This window comes from Lujinxingia vulgaris (assembly GCF_007997005.1).
GTDB lineage: Bacteria > Myxococcota_A > Bradymonadia > Bradymonadales > Bradymonadaceae > Lujinxingia.
Genome location: NZ_VOSL01000141.1, coordinates 18,532 through 37,464, shown reverse-complemented (window position 1 = coordinate 37,464; position 18,933 = coordinate 18,532). Strand labels below are relative to the sequence as shown.

The window sequence follows — 18,933 nt, the reverse complement described above, 5'->3', positions numbered from 1 at the left end:
TTTCAATAGAGGTGTACAAGTTCGCCTGTGACGGAAATTGACCGGGTGAGATCGCTCACCCGACCTCTTCGCCGACGCGGCGCATCCCACTTCGGATGCCTCGCCCCTCTCGGGGAGCCGCGCCTGGCCCTCAACGCCTGGAGGACTCATGACACGTTCACCCCACACCCAGGTCGTCTTCGACGCACTCGACGCGCTCGCTGGCTTCGGCACCGGCCCGGCCATCACCGCCGAGCAGAGCCCCCATGCCGCGCTGCAGGCGCTGCTTCCGGCGCTGGCCACCCTCAGCCCGACCAAAGCGCCCCGACCGACCTTCGAGCGCCGCGGTGAGGCGAAGTTTTTCCTCGATCACTTCGCGCTCGGCGAGGAGGTCGCGGTGGTGCCGCTGTGGCATATTGAGCACCATGACCTGCACGCCAGCGAGATCGTCGGCTGGACCTACGCCCGACACCTCTGCTGACGTCCCGATGTATCGCTACATGCCTCCTGAAGCGCCCGGGGCTCTCCCCGGGCGCTTCTCTGCACCGGACCTATCCCCCTCCCTGTGAGATTGTCCTATGGCCCTGCTCGAAACCCAGGCCCCCGCGCTCGGCACGCCCGCTCCGGACTTTGCGCTCCCCGACACCGAGGGCGTCACGCGCCGCCTCGATGACTTCGACTCCAGCAAGGTGCTGGTGGTGATGTTCATCTGCAACCACTGCCCCTATGTGAAAGCGGTGCTCGACCGTCTGGTCGCGCTCCCCGGCGACTTCCCCGAAGGTGAGGTGGCGTTTGTGGCCATCAGCGCCAACGACGCCGAGCGTTACCCCCAGGACGGCCCGGAGGCCATGGCAAAACTCGCCCGCGACAACGACTTCCCCTTCCCCTACCTCTATGACGAGAGCCAGGAGGTCGCCCGGGCCTACGGGGCGGTGTGCACGCCCGACTTTTTTGTGTACGACAACGATCGCAGGCTGGCCTACTGCGGCCGACTCGACGATAACTGGAAAGATCCGGATGCGGTAAAACGTCGCGAGTTGCACGACGCGATCGCCGCGCTGCTTGACGGCGGCCGCCCCGTCGAGGAACAACACCCCTCGATGGGTTGTAGCATCAAGTGGAAACCCTGAGCGCCCGATCACCGGGCGCTGTTCACGACGCCGTGAGCAGACGTTGACGTCGATAGCTTACGGCGTACTAAGGCCAACAGACCCGGGCTTTCGATGTTCGGCATCTCCTTTCCAGAATTGATGATCATCGCCGCGCTGGTGCTGGTGGTGGCCGGCCCCGAGAAGTTGCCGGAGTTCGCGCGCTGGGCCGGCAAGGGCATGCGTGAGCTGCGCAAAGCCTCAAACACCCTGCGCGACGCGTTGATGATCGACGATCTCGATCTCGACTCGCCCAAAAAGCGCATCACCACGAGCGCGCCCTCCGCGAGCGCAGCCCCCACGACGGCGGCGAGCTCCGGGGCCGAGGCGGTCTCACCCGCATCTTCAGCGGACGCCGCCCCCACCGCCCGGGTCTCTACGGCCTCGGCGCCGCGGGAGCGCTACCCCAGCGCGGAGCCCTCGGGCCTGGACCAGCTCGATGAGCGCGACTTCGATCGCCTGCTCGAGCAGCAGTACCTCATGCATCACAACCAGCTCAAAGCCGTGGCGCTCTCCCCGGCGCTCCCCACTGCCGAGACCCACCCGGTGAGCCTGAGCGCGGCGAACCCTGAGGCCGCGGACGCTGCGCGCCACTCGGTGGCGCTGGTCGCCTCCCAGGCTCCGGAGCCGATGCGATGAGCCCGAACAGCCCCCTTGAGCCCCGCTCGGAGGCCTCCGCCGAGAGCCTTCAGGAGATGCGCATGAGCTTTATGGCGCATCTTGTCGAGCTGCGTCGGCGCTTTCTCTACAGCTTCATCGCGATGGTCATCGCGTTTCTGATCTGCTGGGGCTTCGCGGCCGAGATCTTCGACTTTTTGCTGCAACCCCTGATCAAGGCCGCCCCCGAGGGGGAGCTGGCCAACATGCACAACACCGACCTGGCCGAGCCCTTCTTCACCCTGCTCAAGACCGCGCTCCTGGCGGCGGTCTTTCTGGCCTCCCCGGCGATCATCTACAACGTCTGGAAGTTCGTCGCCCCGGGGCTCTACCCCGACGAGAAGCGCGCGGCGGTGCCCTTTGTGGCCGGCGCGACCGTCTTCTTTTTGCTGGGCGCGAGCTTTTGCTACTACGTGGTCATCCCCTTCGGCTACGCCTTCTTGCTGGGCTTCTCGCTGGAGGTCTCCAACCCGACCTTGATGATCAAAGACTACTTCGCGCTCACCACCAAACTTTTGCTGGGCTTCGGGATGGTCTTTGAGCTGCCGGTGGTCACTTCGCTGCTCTCGGCGGTGGGCGTGCTCACGCACCGCCATCTGCTGCAACACTGGCGCATCGCGGTGATCGCCGCCTTCATCATCGCCGCCATCCTCACCCCCCCCGATGTGGTCACGCAGCTGATGCTCGCTGCTCCGCTGATGCTGCTCTACGGCATCTCAATCGCGGTGGCCTACGTCATCACAAAACGTCGAGAGCGGCGGATTGCAAAAGAGCTGGCGGAGCTGTCGTAACCCGGCGGCAACGCCGCCCGCGACCTGAGAACCGACCTGGAAAGGTCGGTTTTTTTGTGTCCGGGAGGCAAACGTCACCTTGAGCGCGCGATAACAGCCTCAGGATGTTGGTCCACATCGACCCACCAGGGAGGATGCTATGCCTGAGCTTTTGACCTCGTTACGTGTGCTCAACCTTGCTCGCTTTGCCGTAACACGCCAACGATTCGGGAGCCGTCGCCTCCACCACCCAACGCGCCTGGGGCTCTGCCTGCTGCTGTTTTTCAGCGCCTGCGACAGCGCCAGCGCCAGCGAGTCGGCGCGGGTCTACCGCCCGCTCCAGGCCAGCTGCCTCACCCCACCGCAGGCCTCCGGCGAGGGGCTGCAACCGGCGGTGTTCTTCGATGAGGAAGACCTCTCCGACGAGGCTCCCAACGCGACCGAGAGCGATGCGTTTGATGCGCCCGACCCTCTCGACCGCATGCTCGCTGCCGACGAAGGCGACGCCACCTCCGAGCTGCTTTTGGAGACCTCGACCGAGCTTGAAGATCCCCTCTTCGCCAGTGTGGACCACGACCTTTTGAGTCATGGCGACACCGCGCTTGTCTCGGAGAAGACGCCATCGCGGACCGCCTCGGCGGATCGTCTCGATGAGCTCCAGGCGCTTGAGGGGGCGGAGCTCGACACGCTCCCGCACGCCGAGCCGGATGGGCCGCAGGAGCCTCATCCGCCCCATCCTCACAACGCAATGGCGACCGATGAAGATCGCGACGAAGGCGATGACGCTCCAGACTCCGCCCGCGACGAACGTAGCGCACAGCCCCCACAGACCGAGCCCGCTGAAGCGGAACCGGCCATCGCCAAAATCAACCTCAACACCGCCACCGAGGCCGAGCTCACCTCGATCCGCGGCATTGGCCCGGCGCTGGCCGGGCGCATCCTGGAGTATCGCAGCCGGCGGCCCTTCACGCGCCTGAGCCACCTCAAACGCGTCAAAGGCATTGGTCCGGCCACCTTCCAGCGCCTCGCGCCCTACCTCACGGTCGAGGATGCCCCACCCCCTCGGGAATCGGCCGCGCAGAATTGACCTCGGCACCCGGTTCCAGCCATAGTGCCTCCCATGCTGGAGACCTTTGAGATCCTCGAAAAACTGGGTGAAGGCGGCATGGGGGAGGTCTTTCGTGCCCGCAACCGCGCCACCGGCGTGGAGGTCGCCATCAAGGTGCTGCGATCGAACTTCGCCACCGAGACGCGCTACCGTGAGAGCTTCAACCGGGAGGTGCGCGCGATCGCCACGCTCAACCACCCGGCGATCGTCAAAGTCCTCGACTACGGAACGACCACCGAGGCCTGCCAAGCGGCGCTGCCGGACGCCCCGACAGGCTCGCTCTGGCTGGCCATGGAGCTTGCGCACGGTGCCCTGGAGGAGGCCCCCCTGCCGCCGGACTGGGCCAGCCTGCGCCGCCTGCTTCTGGAGGTCCTCGACGCGCTGGCCCACTCCCATGCCCGCGGCATCATTCACCGCGACTTAAAGCCGGCCAACGTGCTCTGGACCCCGGATGAGGCCGGCCACGCCCGCTGGATGCTCTCCGACTACGGCATCGCGCATATTCAGGATCCCTCGTTCTCCAGCCAGACCGCCGACATCCACTCGCTGGCCGCCGGCACCCCGACCTATATGGCGCCGGAGCAACTTCACGGCCACTGGCGCGACTACGGCCCCTGGACCGATCTCTACGCGCTGGGATGCATGGCGTACCTGCTCAGCAGCGGGCGTGCGCCCTTTGAGGGCGACACGCTGATGGCCATCGCCATGCAGCACCTCACCGCCGAGATGCCGCCGCTGCGAGCGCGCATCGCTCTTCCCGATGGTTTTGAGAACTGGGTCCGGCGCCTGCTCTCCCGCGACATCTCCCGGCGCTACCGCCGCGCGGCCGACGCCGCCCGCGGGCTCCTCTTGCTCGGGGAGCCCGAGCTCGACCCGAACGCTCCAGCACCGGCGGCGACGCTGGAGGAGGCCACCCTCCCGCACGCGCTTACGCTGGCGTTTTACCGCGACTCCGAGACGCTCGACGCGTTGGACCTCCCGGCGCTGGCCATCAAGACCGCCCTGCTCGACACCCACCAGCTCGAAGCGATGGCGCACCACGATCGCGTAGACACGAGCACGCAGCCAGCCCCCAGCGGCCCGCAACGCCCGGTGCGCATCGCGCGCAGCGTCGCCCCGCCGCCGGACTGGCGCGCCCCGGAGCTTCCCCAGCTCAGCGATCTCACCCTGGGGCTGGGCAAGGGCCTCTTTGGCATCCGCGACGCCCGCTTTATCGGGCGCCAGGAGGAGCGCGACCTGCTCTGGCGCCATCTGCGCGAGGTTCACCGCGAGGGCAAAGCACGCGTGATCCTGCTGCGCGGCGACGCCGGCATGGGCAAAACCCGCCAGATGGACTGGCTGGCGACCCGCGCCGAAGAGCTGGGCGTGGCCACCGCGCTGCGCGCCACCCACAGCCCGATCATGGGCCCGAACGACGGCATGCCCCGCGCGCTGCAGAGCTTCTTCGGGGCCACCGGCCTCTCTGGCGAGAAGACCGCGCGCAGGATCGACCACGCCCTGCAGACCCACTGGGAGCTCTCGCCAGGGCCGCACCTGAGCGAGGGCCTGGCCAGCTGGATCGCCCCCGACGCTGCCCGGCCCCCCTCCCTGACTTCGCCGCTGGAGCGCTACGCCCTGCTCGAAGAGGTGATTCACCTCATCGGGGCGGAGCGCCCGATCATCCTCGGCCTTGATGATGTGCAATGGGGCCAGGAAGCCCTGGGCTTTGCGCTGCACGCTCTCAACACCCGGGAGGAGAAGAACCTCCCCTTGCTCATCGTCGCCACGGTTCGCCCGGAGGGCCTCGATGAGCGCCTGGCCGAGCGCCAGCTCCTCGATCTGCTCGACGCGCACGAGCATTGCGAGACCCTCGATCTGCAACCTCTCGCCCCGGCCCACCAGCGCCAGCTGGTACGCGATCTTCTGGGGCTCGAAGACACCCTGGTCCGCCAGATCTGCGGCCGCACCGCCGGCATCCCCCTCTTCGCGGTGCAGCTGATCGAAGACTGGGTGCACACCGGCGCGCTGCAGTCCTCACCCTATGGCTATGTGCTGCGCGAGGGCGCGCCTTTTGACGACGACCTGCGCGCGCTTTTGGCACGACGCATCGACGCGCTCATCGCCAGTCGCCCCGATCCGCAGGCAGCGCGCTGGGCCCTGGAGGTCGCCGCCGCGCTGGGCATCGACATCGATCAGCAGGAGTGGCAGCTGATCTGCGATCGCCTCGATATCCCCCCCGATCCGGGGCTGCTCGACGAGCTCTTGCTGCGCGCGATGGCCGGGCTGCGCCCGGGGGGCTGGCACTTCCGCCTGCCCCTGTACCGCGATGTGATCGAGAGCATCAGCGCGGCCACCCCGCGCTGGCGCCGTATTCACCGCTGTGCGGCTACCGTGCTCACCGGCGCCTCGCACGGCTCGGCCTCACTGGCCGAGCGCCGCGCTCGCCACCTCCTGGCCGCCGAGGCCTTCGAGGAGGCCCTCCCGCTTCTGTGGCAGGCCAACCAGCATCATATGTTGCGCAGCGCGTATCTGCCTTCACTGGCGATCCTGGAGCGGATCGATCACTGCCAGGACGCCCTCCAGCTGGAGGCCAGCCATCCGGAGCGCGCCCGCGCCTGGATCGCGCGCGCCGAAGCCGAGCGCTACATGGGCGCGTTCCGCTCCGCGCGCGAACTTCTGGGCCGCGCCCTCGACCTGGGCGAGGCCCTGCCGGCGGCCTACCGCGCCGACGCCCACCGGGTGTTGGCCAACATCGAGAACTTCTCCAACCACCCCGACCTGGCCCTGGCCCACTACCGCCGCGCCCTCGATCTTTTTCATCGCGCCAAAGATGATCGCGGCACCGCGCGCTGCCTCCACGGCCTGGGCTGGATTCTGGCCGGCCTGGGAGATGTCTCCGCGGCCCGTCAGGCTTTTGTCGACGGGCATCAAATCGCCGAGCGCTCCGGCGAGCTGCTGGAAGCGGCCTGGTGCGTGCACGGCATCGCCGAGACGCACATCCGCACCTGGGACGCCGAGGGCCTGCCCTTTGCGCAGCGCGCCCACCAGCTCTTTGAGGCTTCCGGCAGCCGCAGCGGCCTGGCGCTGAGCCTGCGCACCCTGGGCGACTTTGCCCGCTACCGCGGCGATCTCAGCCAGGCCCGCCAGTGCTATCGCCAGGCCCGCCACCTGGCTCACTCCATCGGGCATGTGCTCTCGAGCCTGACCGACTCGTTGCTGGGCTTCTGCGACCTGGAGGAGGGCAACTACGCCCAGGCCGAGCGCCGCTTCGCCGCCTTTGAGTCCTCCCCCCAGAACCTGATGTTCCCGCTCTACCGCCCCATCGGCGCCATCGGCAGCCTGGTGGTCGCCGCTTGCCATGACGACCTGGACGGCGTTGACGCCCACCTCGACGCGCTCCAGGCCACCCTGGACGCCCGCACGCCGATGGCTCGCGACTTCTCCATCTTTCTGGAGCAAGCGGCCGAGCTCCTGCTCAGCGGTCAGCGCTTTGAGCGCGCCGCGCGCGCCCTGGAGCTCTCCGCCCTCTGCGTGGAGCGCGTCGCCCCGGCGCGCGCCGAAGCGCTGCGCGCGCGCCGAAGCGAGCTGCTCGACTCATCCCCCGCAGGGTAACGCGACGAGCTTTAAGACCTCTTCGCCATCCTCAAGCTCCACGACTTTGCTGCCCTTGGCCGAGCGGCCCATCAGCGAGAACTCCGCCGCCGGCAGGCGCCACACTCGCCCGCTGCTCAAGATCAGCCCCAGATCTTCGCCCGGGTTGCACGCCACCACCCCGGCGACCCGATCGCCCGGGTTCAGCCGCAGCACCTGCATCCCCGCCCCGCCGCGCCCCTGGGTGCGAAACTCCCCGAACTCCACGCGCTTGCCCAACCCCTCGGCGGTGACCACCGCCAGCTGGCGCACCCGCGTGCCCTCAAAGGCGCTGACGATGGCGTCATCCTCCCCGCCCAGCTTCATCAGGTTGACGCCCACGGCCTTTCGCCCCATCGAGCGCAGCTCCGAAGCCTCAAAATGAATGCCCTGCCCCTGGGCCGACGCACAGAAGATCGTCGCGCTTCGCCCCACCGCCATCACCGCCACGGCCGCATCGTCCTCATTGAGCAAAAACGCCTCGCGACCGGAGCGGTCGAGCCCATCGCCCTTATCAAACTCCGCCCCATCGCTGGCCTTTCCCTTACCCTGGGCCGTCACATGCACCACTCGCCCGGTCGCGATCTGGCGCCGCGGCACCAGAAAACGCGCCTGCTCCTCCCCCGATAACCTCAGCACATCGCGGATCGTGCGCCCCTCCCCCCTGCGATCCCACAGCGGAATCATCCGCGGATCCACCCCGTAAAACCTCCCCTCGTTGCTGAAGATGTAGATCGCGTCGCCCTCCCCCACCCACGTCACATCCACCACCTCGCCAATGCCCTCCGGGCTCTCGATGGACTCCGGCCCCTCCCCCACCTCCAGATCCGGCCCGTGCATCGCGTAGAGCAGCCCCTGGCTCGTCTCCACATAGAGCGGATGCTCATACGCCTCCCCCACCACACGGTCCACCTGCGTGGGTTCGCTGCGCGCGCTGCGCCTCTTGCCTCCCACTGCCTCCACAAGCGCCGCCCACAACGCCCCCTCCACCTCTCCGAAAGCCTCGCGGGCCTCGGCCCTCAGCGCCTCGGGCATCGTGCTCTCCTCATCAGCGCTCGCATCTTTCGCAGCCTCCACCAGCGCCTTGATCACCGCTTCTTTCTCAACCATCACAACCTCCCATTCAGACTCGATATGTTCATCTGCGACCCCCATCACTCAGCAGGCCGCGGCCCCCGAAGCCTACTCGCGATTGCTCGCTGCTTCCAGACAGCAGCTCGCCACACCGTGCACTTCCTGATTCCGCATACCCCAAAATCCGGCGGTCTTTAGGGCGACGCCCGGCAAGGAGCAAGGAGCAAGGAGCAAGGAGCAAGGAGCAAGGAGCAAGCTGTAGCAACGCTACCGCGACGACGCAGCCAACGTCCCCGCATACCAAAAGACCCGAGCGCATCCAGGGCGACGTCCAGCCAGGAGCAAGAAGGGGCGTGTAGCAGCGCTACCGCGACGACGCAGCGACACCGCTGGCGTCGTCCTGGGGCGCCTGGCAGCAAGGAGGAGCGTGTAGCAGCGCCACCGCGACGACGCAGCGACACCGCTGGCGTCGTCCTGGGGCGCTCGGCACCGAGCGCATCCAGGGCGGCGAATGGGCAAGGAGATTGGGATGAAGCTGTAGCAGCGCTATCGCGAATCCCAGGCGACGCAGCCAACTCCCCCGCATAATAAAAGATCCGAGCGCATCCAGGGCGACGTCCAGCCAGGAGCAAGGAGGAGCGTGTAGCAGCGCTACCGCGACGACGCAGCGACACCGCTGGCGTCGTCCTGGGGCGCTCGGCACCGAGCGCATCCAGGGCGACGTCTGGCAAGGAGGCTGGGATGAAGCTGTAGCAGCGCTACCGCGAATCCCAGACGACGCCGCCAGCGTCGTCCTGGTGCGCTCGGCACAGCGCCTTGACAGTGTTGGAGAGGAGCCCGTAACTTCCCCAACTTGAATCGCAGCGGGTCACTCGAAGGTGGCCTTTCTGACAGGGCGCACCGCCCCGCACGAACGGAGCACAGGCACATGTCTGACGACACCAAGAACACCGATAAAAAGTCCAAAAAATCCGACGACATGATGTCCGGCATCGGCGGCATCTTCGATGTGCCCGGTGGCACCAAGAAGAAGAAAAAGAAGAAAAAAGCCTCGGACACCCCGCCGGCGCCCCCCACCGATGATATCGGCGCGGCGATCGAAGAAGAGCTCGCCGCGGCCTCGGAAGCCGAAGAGGTCGACGTCGACGACGACGTGGTGAGCGCTGCCGACGAGAGCAGCGAGCATGAGAGCACTGCCGACGAGAGCGACGAGGTCGAAGCGGCCCCCGCGCCCAAAAAAGCGAAGAAGGCCGAGCCCAAAGCGGCCGCGCCCAAAAAGAAGAAGTCGAAAGCCGCCACCGCCGGCATCGAGGGCGTCTTCACCCCCTCGAAGTCCGACGATGACGACGACATCGACCTCTCCTCGACCTACCTCGACGATGACGATCTGGGAGACATCCCGGCGCCCAAAAACCCCATGACCAAAGTGCTCGTGGGCGTAGTCGTTGTGCTGGTGGTCGGCATGCTGGCGATGCTGCATCACTTCACCGGCTTTGGCGACGACTTCATGCTCCTGCTGCAGGGCAACTACCAGGAAGAGATGCTGCGCCGCGCCCAGCAGGCCGAAGAAGAGCACCTGGCCGCCCAGCTCGCTGCGATGCCCCGCTACGGCAACCTGACCATCACCGGCAACCCGGTGGGCGCCACCATCAAGCTCAACGGCCAGATCCAGTACGGACAGGTCGGCGGCGAAGACGGCCCCTGGCGCGCGCTGGAGCTGGGTCCGAGCACCGCCATCCAGAACCTCTCGGTGCGCGACACCCACCACATTGAAGTGACCGCGCCGGGCCACCAGCCCGCCACCATCACCCTGACCGAAGGCATGTGGCAGGACGGCGGCAACGGCGACTACCGCTTCAACTACAACGCCAACCTGGTGCCCATCGACGCGAAATACGGCCAGGAATTCGCCCAGCGTATGGAGTCGGATCTCGACAACGACTTCTACGGTGAGGCCACCATCAACACCATCCCCTCCGGCGCGCAGATCCTGCTCAACAACAACGTCGCGCTCAACGAAGATGGCGAAGAGCTGCGCACCCCGGTGACCTTTGGCACCTACTACATCAAGGATGAGGAGAGCGGTGAGCTCAAAGAGATGCAGCTTCGCGTCGACACCCCGCCGGACCGCGGTGACCGTCTGGAGCTGGCCTTCCCCGACAACGACGAGCTGCCGAACTTCCTGACCTCGATCAACCGCCGCACCTGGGAGTGCAACTGGAAGGATGAGGCCGAGACCCGCCGTCTGCCTGACGACGCCAGCATCCAGCTGCAGTGCGACTACACCTGGACGCTCGAGAAGGACTTCAACGCCATCAACCGCTACATCGCCGAGCGCGAGGCGGAGTTTGAGCGCATCCAGGCCCAGCAGGAAGAGGCGATGAAGAAGGCCCAGGAGGCCGCCGCCGAAGCCGCCGGTCAGCAGGGCTGAGCCACCATCATGTCAACACGAAACAACCTCTGTGCCCGGCTGGTGCGCATCGCGCATCCAGCCGGGCGTCGTCCTGTTTACGCCCGCTGCGATGGCGAGCATTTTGTCACCCTGGAGGGTGACGTCGCCGAGCTGCATCAGGCCATCCGCGACGGCCGCCCGCTCTCCGAAGACGGGGCGCGCATCCGCAAAGATCGCGCGCAGCTGCTCGCCCCGGCCTGCCCCACCAAGGTGGTCTGCGTCGGGCTGAACTACCGGGCCCACGCCGAGGAGATGGGCAAAGCCATCCCTCAAGAACCCCTTATCTTCCTCAAACCCTCCACGGCCGTCATCGGCCCCGATGAAGCCATCGAGCTGCCCGCGGCCTCCGAGGAGGTTCACCACGAGGGTGAGCTCGCGATGATCGTTGGCGAGCGCCTCAAAGCGGTGCGCGCCGAGGATGCGATGCGGGGGATCTTTGGGTTTAGCTGCGCCACCGACGTGACCGCCCGCGACATCCAGCGCCGCGAATCGCGTTACACCCGCGCCAAGGGCTTTGACACCTTTGCGCCGCTGGGCCCGGCCGTCGCGCTGACCGCCAACTTCAACCCGGCCGAGCACTCCCTGACCTGCCGCGTCGACGGGGAGGTTCGCCAGCAGACACGCCTCGACGACTTTATCTTCGGGCTCCCCGAGGTCGTGGCGTTTATCTCAAGCGCGATGACGCTCTTGCCCGGCGACGTCATCCTCACCGGCACCCCCGCCGGCGTCGGCCCCATCACCCACGGCCAGAGCGTGGAGGTGACCATCGATGGCATCGGCACCCTGCATAACCCGGTGCGACGTGCCGACGACACCCCCCCCGGGTAACCCGCATCGCCGCGCTCGCGAATGAGGCCTCTCCCCCCGATCCACACGCCTGCTCGCACCCCGCCGGGATAGACGCCCCTGCCCCCCTGTGTTACCTTCCCGCGACGCTTGAGCGCGCCACCCCCGGCGAGTCCCAACTCGCCATGTGAAGGGGGCCTGTGGCTTGCTCCTTTTACGATCGCTGACCTCGCGCTCGCTTCCGGCTGCGCCCCCCAAAGGGCGCGCCACAAAAGATCCCGAGCGCCCTTGTTGGTTGTGACCCACCGACCCAGGCTAGACGTACTATGGCCCAAGATAACCAGACCCCTCAAGACGCCGCCCCCCAGGGCTCCGACTACAACGCCGAATCCATTCAGGTCCTCGAAGGCCTCGAGGCGGTGCGCAAGCGCCCCGGCATGTACATCGGAGACACCGACGACGGCTCCGGCCTCCACCACATGGTCTACGAGGCCGTCGATAACTCCATCGACGAGGCCCTGGCCGGCTACTGCGATCAGGTCACCATCACCATCCACACCGACGAGTCCATCTCCGTCGAAGATAACGGCCGCGGCATCCCGGTCGATATGCACAAAAAGCAGGGCCGCTCCGCGGCCGAGGTCATCATGACCGTGCTGCACGCCGGCGGGAAGTTCGACCAGAACTCCTACAAAGTCTCCGGCGGCCTGCACGGCGTGGGCGTCTCGGTCGTCAACGCCCTCTCCGAGCGCCTCGTCCTGGAGATCCGCCGCGACGGCCAGATCTGGACCCAGGAGTACGACCGCGGCGTGCCCAAAGAGCCCCTGCGCTCGATCGGCAAAGCCAAAACCACCGGCACCAAGATCACGTTTTTGCCCGATCCGGAGATCTTCCAGATCACCCGCTTCTCCTTCGACGTGCTCTCCCAGCGCCTGCGCGAGCTCTCGTACCTCAACAGCGGCGTGCGCATCGTGATCATCGATGAGCGCGACAACAAGCGCCACGACTTCAACTACGAGGGCGGGCTCAACTCCTTTGTCGCCGACCTCAACAAAAATAAGTCGCCCCTGCACGACGAGCCCATCTACATCACCAAAGAGCTCCCCGAGCAGGGCATCACCGTAGAAGTCTCCATGCAGTGGAACGACTCCTACAACGAGAACATCTTCTGCTACACCAACACCATCCGTAACCGCGACGGCGGCAGCCACCTCTCGGGCTTCCGCGGCGCGCTCACCCGCACGGTGAACCTCTACGGCGTCTCCAACGGCATGCTCAAAGAGTCCATCACCGGCGACGATATCCGCGAAGGGATCGCCGCGGTGCTCTCGGTGAAGATGCCCGACCCCAAATTCTCCAGCCAGACCAAAGACAAGCTCGTCTCCAACGAGATCAAGGGCGCGGTGGAGTCGGTGGTCAACGAGCGCCTGGCGATCTTTTTGGAAGAAAACCCCTCGGTGGCCAAGGCGATTATCGAGAAGGCGATCGCCGCCTCCCGCGCCCGTGAGGCCGCCCGCAAGGCCCGCGAGATCTCCCGCAAAAGCGCGCTGCAGATCTCCGCGCTCCCCGGCAAACTCGCCGACTGCCAGTCGCGTAAGCCCGAGGAGAGCGAGCTTTACATCGTCGAGGGTGATTCCGCCGGTGGCTCCGCCAAGCAGGGCCGCAACCGTAAGTTCCAGGCCATTCTCCCGCTGCGCGGCAAGATCCTCAACGTGGAGAAAGCGCGCTTTGATCGCATGCTCTCCAACAACGAGATCTCCACGATCATCAGCGCCCTGGGCACCGGCATCGGCCAAGAGTACTTCGACATTGAGAAGCTGCGCTACCACAACATCGTCATCATGACGGACGCCGACGTCGACGGCAGCCACATCCGCACCCTGCTTTTGACCTTCTTCTACCGGCAGATGCCCGAGATCATCGCCCGCGGCTACCTCTACATCGCCCAGCCGCCGCTCTTTTCCATCAAGCGCGGCCGCTCCATGGAGTACCTCAAGGACGAGCGTGAGCTGAACGATCGCCTCATTGAGAACGCCAAAAACGCCCTGACCCTGCGCGGCGAAAACGGCAAAGAGCTCTCCGGCGACGAACTGGCCACCTTCATCGACGACCTGCTCAAGTACCGCAGCGTGCTCGAGCGCGTGGCCCGCAACCACGACGATCGCGTCGTCGAAGAAGCCATTAAAGCCGACTTCACCATCGAAGATCTCCAGGACAAAGAGCGCCTCACCTCCCGCAGCCAGGAGCTCTTGGAGCGCCTGCGCCAGAGCTACACCACGGTGCCCTGGCGCACCCCCGAGATCCTCGAAGACGCCGAGCTCGATGACCTCTTCGTGGCGCAGTGGAAGAGCCGCGTCTCGGGCACCTCGATCACCTCACGTCTCGACCGCGCCTTCCTCTCCGGCGTCGACTACAAAGAGCTCCTGCGCATCCGCCGCGCCTTTGAGGCCCTCGGAGAGCACGTCATTGTCGACGACGGCAAAGAGACCGAGCCGCTCACCTCCATCGCCCAGGTGCTCAACCGGGTGCTCGCTGCCGGCCGCAAAGGCCAGACCATCCAGCGCTACAAGGGTCTCGGCGAGATGAACCCGGACCAGCTCTGGGACACGACGATGGATCCGGAGGCGCGCACGATGCTGCAGGTGCGCATCGAGGATGCGGTCGAGGCCGACGCTCTCTTCACCGTCTTGATGGGCGACCAGGTCGAGCCGCGCCGTGAGTTCATTGAGACCCACGCCCTCGACGTGCGTAACCTCGATATCTAACGCGACTTCGGGCGCCTGCGGGGCGGCCTGGCAGCTCTCTCCTCCTCGCCAGCGCCGCCCCTTCACATGCAGGTTGCCTGTGTCCCGCATTCGACTCTTAAGCGGTCCGGCCGTCCAGCAGACCTTAAACGACGAGCCCGGCGCCAGACTCTTCCGCTACCAGCTCAACATCCCCGTCATGGGGCTGGCGCTGGGCCTGGGGCTTATAAGCCTTCTGGCCGCGGTGATCCTTTATTTTGTCGCAGGCCTGGGGGGCTTTTACACCGCCGCGTTCATCGTCCTGATCGCGCTGGGCCTCTCTCTGTGCAGCATGGTCTCGTACGGCTCCAACTACGCGCGCAAGCATTTTGTGGCCACCTCCGAGCGCTGCCTGCTGGTGGGCAACAACGACAACGCCTGGCGCGTCGAATGGCCGCTCATCACCCGGGAGACCCTCGACTTTGAGGGCATGACGCTCTCGCCGACCCGCGCGCGCCTGGATCTTCGCACCGCCGGCCAGCATATTCAGATCCCCATCTTCACCCCCTTTGCCTTCCTCACCGATCTCGAAGATCTGATGGCGGAGCTCCTGCAGCACCTCGACATTGAGGTGCCGGACGATGCCGAGGCGCAGGACGACGCCGGGGCACCAGACGATGCCGAGGTGCCAGAAGACGCCGAGACACGCGTCGCCGCCGAACCCAAAAAATCCTGAGCGCCAGCCCCCTTCTTTTCACCAGACGAGGCTCCTATGGCCAGCCCCCGGATCCTTCGCCCCAACGCCCGCCCCTTCGTGCTCCGCCCCACCCTCTGGGCGGCAGCCTTTTGCCTGGGCGCCGCGCTCCTCGCCATGGTCGCGCACGCGGCGATCCTGGAGCCCTCCGCCCTGATGCTGGGCTGGCCGGTGCTGGGTGCGATGATCTCGGTCTTTGTCTACTTCGAGCGCCAGGCCGCTCTGGAGAAGACCTTTTTTGAGATCTTCGACGACCGCATCATCTGCCACTACGGCTCGCTCTTCAGCGAGAACGTGCTCGATCTGCCCTTTCGCAACGTCACCCAGATCGAGCTGACGCTGCCCTGGCTGGAGCACCGCATCTACCAGACCGGGCACCTTAAGGTGCATGCCGCTGGCTCCGCCGCCGGTGCCCCGCTGATCTCGGTCGACGCGCCCGAGGCCCTCTACCAGCTGCTCGAAGAGCGCCTGCGCCAGAACGGCTTTGTGATCACCCGCCAGAACCTCGTCCAGCGCGAAGAGCCCCATTTTCTGGGCACGCTCATGGACGCCGGCTCCCGCAACAACCCGGTGGTAGGCATCCCCTTTGTGCTCCTGATCGCCTTCGCCCCGATGCTCCTTGAAGATCCCTCGATGCTGGAGTCGGCCCTTGTCATGGGCGCCGGCGTCGGGCTGCTGCTCACCTTCGCCGCCGGCGCGCTGGCCTTTCAGATCATCCGCATCATCGATCTCAACAAGCGCGTCTACTCGCTCTACGACGACGTCGTCGACTACGAGGACGGCTTCCTCACCCGCAGCCGACGCCTCATCCCCATCGAAAACCTGGCCGACACCAACATCCACCAGCCCTTTTTGAAAAACCTGCTGGGGATGGCCGACGTCATCATCAGCTGCCAGGGGAGCAGCGCCGACATTCATTTTCCCTCGATGCCCAACGCGAAGACCTTTCGCAAAAACCTGGGCCATCTGATCCAGATCACCGACGCCCCGACCGCCGGCCCGAGCACCCGGCACGACGCCGCCGGGGTGATCCGGGCCGATGGCAATCACGACACCTCCTCCTTCCCCTCATCCCCCGGATTGAGCGATGGGGGCCCGGCGCGTGAATCAAGGACAGTAGTGAGCTCCGCGCAGCCAAGCGCAGCCCCGCCGGCCGGCTGGATCCCGACCGGGCTCCCCTCGCTGCGCCTCAAACCGAGCATCGTCTCAAGCGCACTCGCCAACCTCGTCGTCGCTCCGATCATGGTGGTGATCGGCGGGGCGCTCTTTCTCTTCTCCATCGCCGACGAGAGCGATCTGACGGCGCTGGGCGGCATCATCGCGGTGGTCGCGCTGGTGGCGATCGTGGTCGGCTCACTGGGCAAAGCGATCCAGGACTACCTGATCACCGAGGCCGAAATCACCGACCAGAAGGTCGGCCTGACCCGCGGTCTGTTTAATAAAGAGACCACCGAGTTCACGCTCGAGAAGATCACGCGCCTCTCCATCTCGCAGTCGCCCATCGACCGCTGGCTTAATACGGCCACCTTCCGCTTTAGCTCCATCGGGGCGGCCAACGTGCTCAAGCTCGCGCATATCCCCGACGCCGACCGGGTCATCCCCCGCATCGAAAAGGGCCTGGGCTTTGGCGAGGCTGCCCCCCGGCAGACGCTGAGCGCCGAGCCCACCACCGCCACCCTGCTCTACAGCCAGCTCTCCCTGCTGGTGATCTGCGCGCTGACCGCCATCGGCGCGATCGTCGCGGTGATCTTCTTGAAGCCCGCGTTGCTGGCCTGCGCGCTGATTCTGCTCGGTGGATTTGGCGCCTTTGCCCACGAGGCCCTCTACGCGCCGACGTGTCGCCTGGAGCTCTTTGATCACCACCTGGCCACCCGCGGGGGCATCCTGATTCACACCCGCGAGCTGATGGCGCTGCACCACGCCAAAGACGTGCGCACCACGCGCTACCCCGGCCTCGACACCGGCGGCGTGACCATCTCCGGGGGCGGCGGCTCCAGCGCGCTGAGCATCGGGCATCTTCCCAACCTCACAGCCCTGCACGAGCGCCTCGACGATCTGCTCTTCGCCCACCCGCCTCGCCAGACGCGCCAGGCCCCCCGACGCCGCACCGACATCACCCACGAGTTCAAGCCGGTGATCCGCGCCGCGGTCATTCAAAACACGGCCGCCACCGCCGCCGCGGTGGTCACCATCCCCTTTCTGCCCCTCTTCTTTGCCTACTTCCGGCTAAGCGCCGCGCACATCACCTACACCCTGGAGCTCGACCGAGTGCGCGTCGACCAGGGGATCTGGTTTAAAACCCGGGCCACCGTGCTGCTCAACCGCATCGACCAGGTGCAGACCTCCCGCGGCCCGCTCGACACCGCGCTCAAGGTCGGGAACGTGCAGATCTCTACGGTCGGCAGCGCCTCCCCCGAGATCTCGATGGGACCGGTCTCCGACCCGCGCGCCATCTACGAGGCCATCGACACAAAGAGCGGCTACGCCCCCACCCAGCCCAGCGCGTAGGCCATCGCCACCCCCAGATAATTGCCCAGCGCAAACCCCAACAGTCCCATCGCCACCCCCGGCAAAATCAACGCTCGCCGCCCCAGCCGCTCGGCGACAAGGGGCACAAAGGGCGGCCCGTAGATCGCGGCGGTCGAGGTGATGAGAAAGGTGTCGGCGTCCACCCGCATCACCTTCGCCAGAAGCGCGTGCAACACCACCGACCCCAGCATCACCACCCCCATCGCCATCACCACCTCGGCGCCCACCCCCATCAGCGCCGCTGGCCGCGTCAGCGCCCCGATCCCCACACAGAACACCAGGATCAGGTACTCCCCAGCCTCATAGGTGCCGCGTAATCCCCGCACCCTCGGCCACAATGACCCGGCGATCCCCCCGGTGGTGATCCCCAGCATCACCAGCGCCACCGAGATGCCCCCCGTCACAAGCCACGAAAACCCCGCGCTCAACACCACCACCCCCAGCGACACCCCCACCCCCAGCGCCACCTCCCGCCAGATGCCACGCAACGCCACCGGCGTCTCGTTCGCCTCCTCGTCCGCCAGCGCCACAGCGTCGTCCGGCGCATCCCCCAGCCACGCCCGAAACACCACCTGCCCCACGCTGAGCAAAAAGAGCAGGTACGCCCCGCCCACCACCACGTCGGCGGCGTTCATCGCCACAAACACCTCCTGACTCACCTCCAACGCCCGCCCCACGCTCAACATATTGGGCGTCCCCCCGGTGTAGACCCCGACCATCATCCCGGCGACTTTTGCCGACTCGTCGGACCACCCGGCCATCCACCCGCTGGCCAGCGCCACCACCACCAGCACCGAGACCACCGCGCACCCGAAGGACACCAGCACCGGCCGCCCCTGCTTAAGCCACGCGCGCACATCGCTCGAAAAAAGAAGCAGCGGAATCGCCAGCGGAATCGCCGCCTCGCTGATCGTCTTCGCCACCGCTTCGTCAACGACCACACCGGGTGTATTCGCCAGGAGGATGCCGGCCGCATAACAGAGCAGCACGGGATGAAAGACCTCAAACGCCCGATGGCGTTTTTCCAGATACCGTGCAAGCGCGGGCATCCCCAGGGCTACAACGACCACCACCAACGTCCAGAGCATGCGTGCCACCTTGTTTGATCGGCCTGGATTCGCGACTCATGGGCATCATCGCCCGGCGGGTGGCGAGGGGCAAATGGGGGTAGGTCGGGCTGGGGCTCGTACTCGTACGGGTCCTCGTTCTGGTACTCGTACGGGTCCTCGTACGCGGGCGCGCCCCCCAACCCGAGCGCATCCAGGGCGACGCCTGGCAAGGAGCAAGGAGGAGCGTGTAGCAGCGCTACCGCGACGACGCAGCGACACAGCCAGCGTCGTCCTG

Annotated in this window: 13 protein-coding genes; 11 read left to right on the top strand and 2 right to left on the bottom strand. The window is 66.3% G+C overall.

Features of this window, described 5'->3' with window-relative positions; translation table 11 throughout:
* Window positions 1–148: 148 nt before the first annotated feature.
* The 6 genes from FRC96_RS19220 to FRC96_RS19195 all read left to right on the top strand — a co-directional run bounded on the left by FRC96_RS19220 (window position 149) and on the right by FRC96_RS19195 (window position 7,253).
* Complete coding sequence (locus FRC96_RS19220) at window positions 149–460, top strand: hypothetical protein (protein WP_146976946.1); 312 nt, start codon at window positions 149–151, stop codon at window positions 458–460.
* A gap of 97 nt (window positions 461–557) precedes the next feature.
* On the top strand, window positions 558–1,109 hold the full coding sequence (locus FRC96_RS19215) for a thioredoxin family protein (protein ID WP_146976945.1): 552 nt from the start codon (window positions 558–560) through the stop codon (window positions 1,107–1,109).
* 93 nt (window positions 1,110–1,202) lie between these two features.
* A complete protein-coding gene (locus tag FRC96_RS19210; protein WP_146976943.1) occupies window positions 1,203–1,766 on the top strand; it encodes a Sec-independent protein translocase subunit TatA/TatB in 564 nt (187 codons plus the stop codon).
* Entirely contained in the window at window positions 1,763–2,575 is an 813-nt protein-coding gene (tatC, locus tag FRC96_RS19205) for a twin-arginine translocase subunit TatC (RefSeq protein WP_146976941.1), read from the top strand. Before FRC96_RS19210 ends, tatC begins: the two co-directional genes overlap by 4 nt.
* A gap of 139 nt (window positions 2,576–2,714) precedes the next feature.
* Window positions 2,715–3,641 carry a ComEA family DNA-binding protein gene (locus tag FRC96_RS19200; protein WP_146976940.1) on the top strand — a complete coding sequence of 309 codons (927 nt, stop codon included), beginning with the start codon at window positions 2,715–2,717 and terminating at the stop codon, window positions 3,639–3,641.
* Between the two features lie 33 nt (window positions 3,642–3,674).
* Entirely contained in the window at window positions 3,675–7,253 is a 3,579-nt protein-coding gene (locus tag FRC96_RS19195) for a serine/threonine-protein kinase (protein WP_146976938.1), read from the top strand.
* Here FRC96_RS19195 and FRC96_RS19190 read toward each other — a convergent pair.
* Window positions 7,236–8,381 (bottom strand): DNA gyrase C-terminal beta-propeller domain-containing protein, encoded by a 1,146-nt coding sequence (locus tag FRC96_RS19190; RefSeq protein ID WP_146976937.1) that lies wholly within the window; start codon window positions 8,379–8,381, stop codon window positions 7,236–7,238. The two genes, FRC96_RS19195 and FRC96_RS19190, sit on opposite strands and share 18 nt — an antisense overlap.
* An 892-nt stretch (window positions 8,382–9,273) precedes the next feature.
* Between FRC96_RS19190 and FRC96_RS19185 the strand changes: the two genes are divergently transcribed.
* From FRC96_RS19185 to FRC96_RS19165, 5 genes are all read left to right on the top strand, one after another.
* Window positions 9,274–10,776, top strand: a complete 1,503-nt coding sequence (locus FRC96_RS19185; protein WP_146976935.1) for a hypothetical protein — start codon at window positions 9,274–9,276, stop codon at window positions 10,774–10,776.
* 9 nt (window positions 10,777–10,785) lie between these two features.
* On the top strand, window positions 10,786–11,625 hold the full coding sequence (locus tag FRC96_RS19180; RefSeq protein ID WP_146976934.1) for a fumarylacetoacetate hydrolase family protein: 840 nt from the start codon (window positions 10,786–10,788) through the stop codon (window positions 11,623–11,625).
* Window positions 11,626–11,909: 284 nt separating this feature from the next.
* Window positions 11,910–14,348 (top strand): DNA topoisomerase (ATP-hydrolyzing) subunit B, encoded by a 2,439-nt coding sequence (gene gyrB, locus FRC96_RS19175; protein ID WP_146976932.1) that lies wholly within the window; start codon window positions 11,910–11,912, stop codon window positions 14,346–14,348.
* 79 nt (window positions 14,349–14,427) lie between these two features.
* Window positions 14,428–15,042, top strand: coding sequence for a hypothetical protein (locus FRC96_RS19170; RefSeq protein ID WP_146976930.1), 615 nt, complete (start codon window positions 14,428–14,430; stop codon window positions 15,040–15,042).
* A gap of 36 nt (window positions 15,043–15,078) precedes the next feature.
* On the top strand, window positions 15,079–17,568 hold the full coding sequence (locus tag FRC96_RS19165; RefSeq protein ID WP_146976928.1) for a PH domain-containing protein: 2,490 nt from the start codon (window positions 15,079–15,081) through the stop codon (window positions 17,566–17,568).
* Here the strand turns inward: FRC96_RS19165 and FRC96_RS19160 are convergent.
* Window positions 17,541–18,677, bottom strand: a complete 1,137-nt coding sequence (locus FRC96_RS19160) for a DUF819 family protein (RefSeq protein WP_146976926.1) — start codon at window positions 18,675–18,677, stop codon at window positions 17,541–17,543. The genes FRC96_RS19165 and FRC96_RS19160 overlap by 28 nt on opposite strands.
* Window positions 18,678–18,933: the final 256 nt, after the last annotated feature.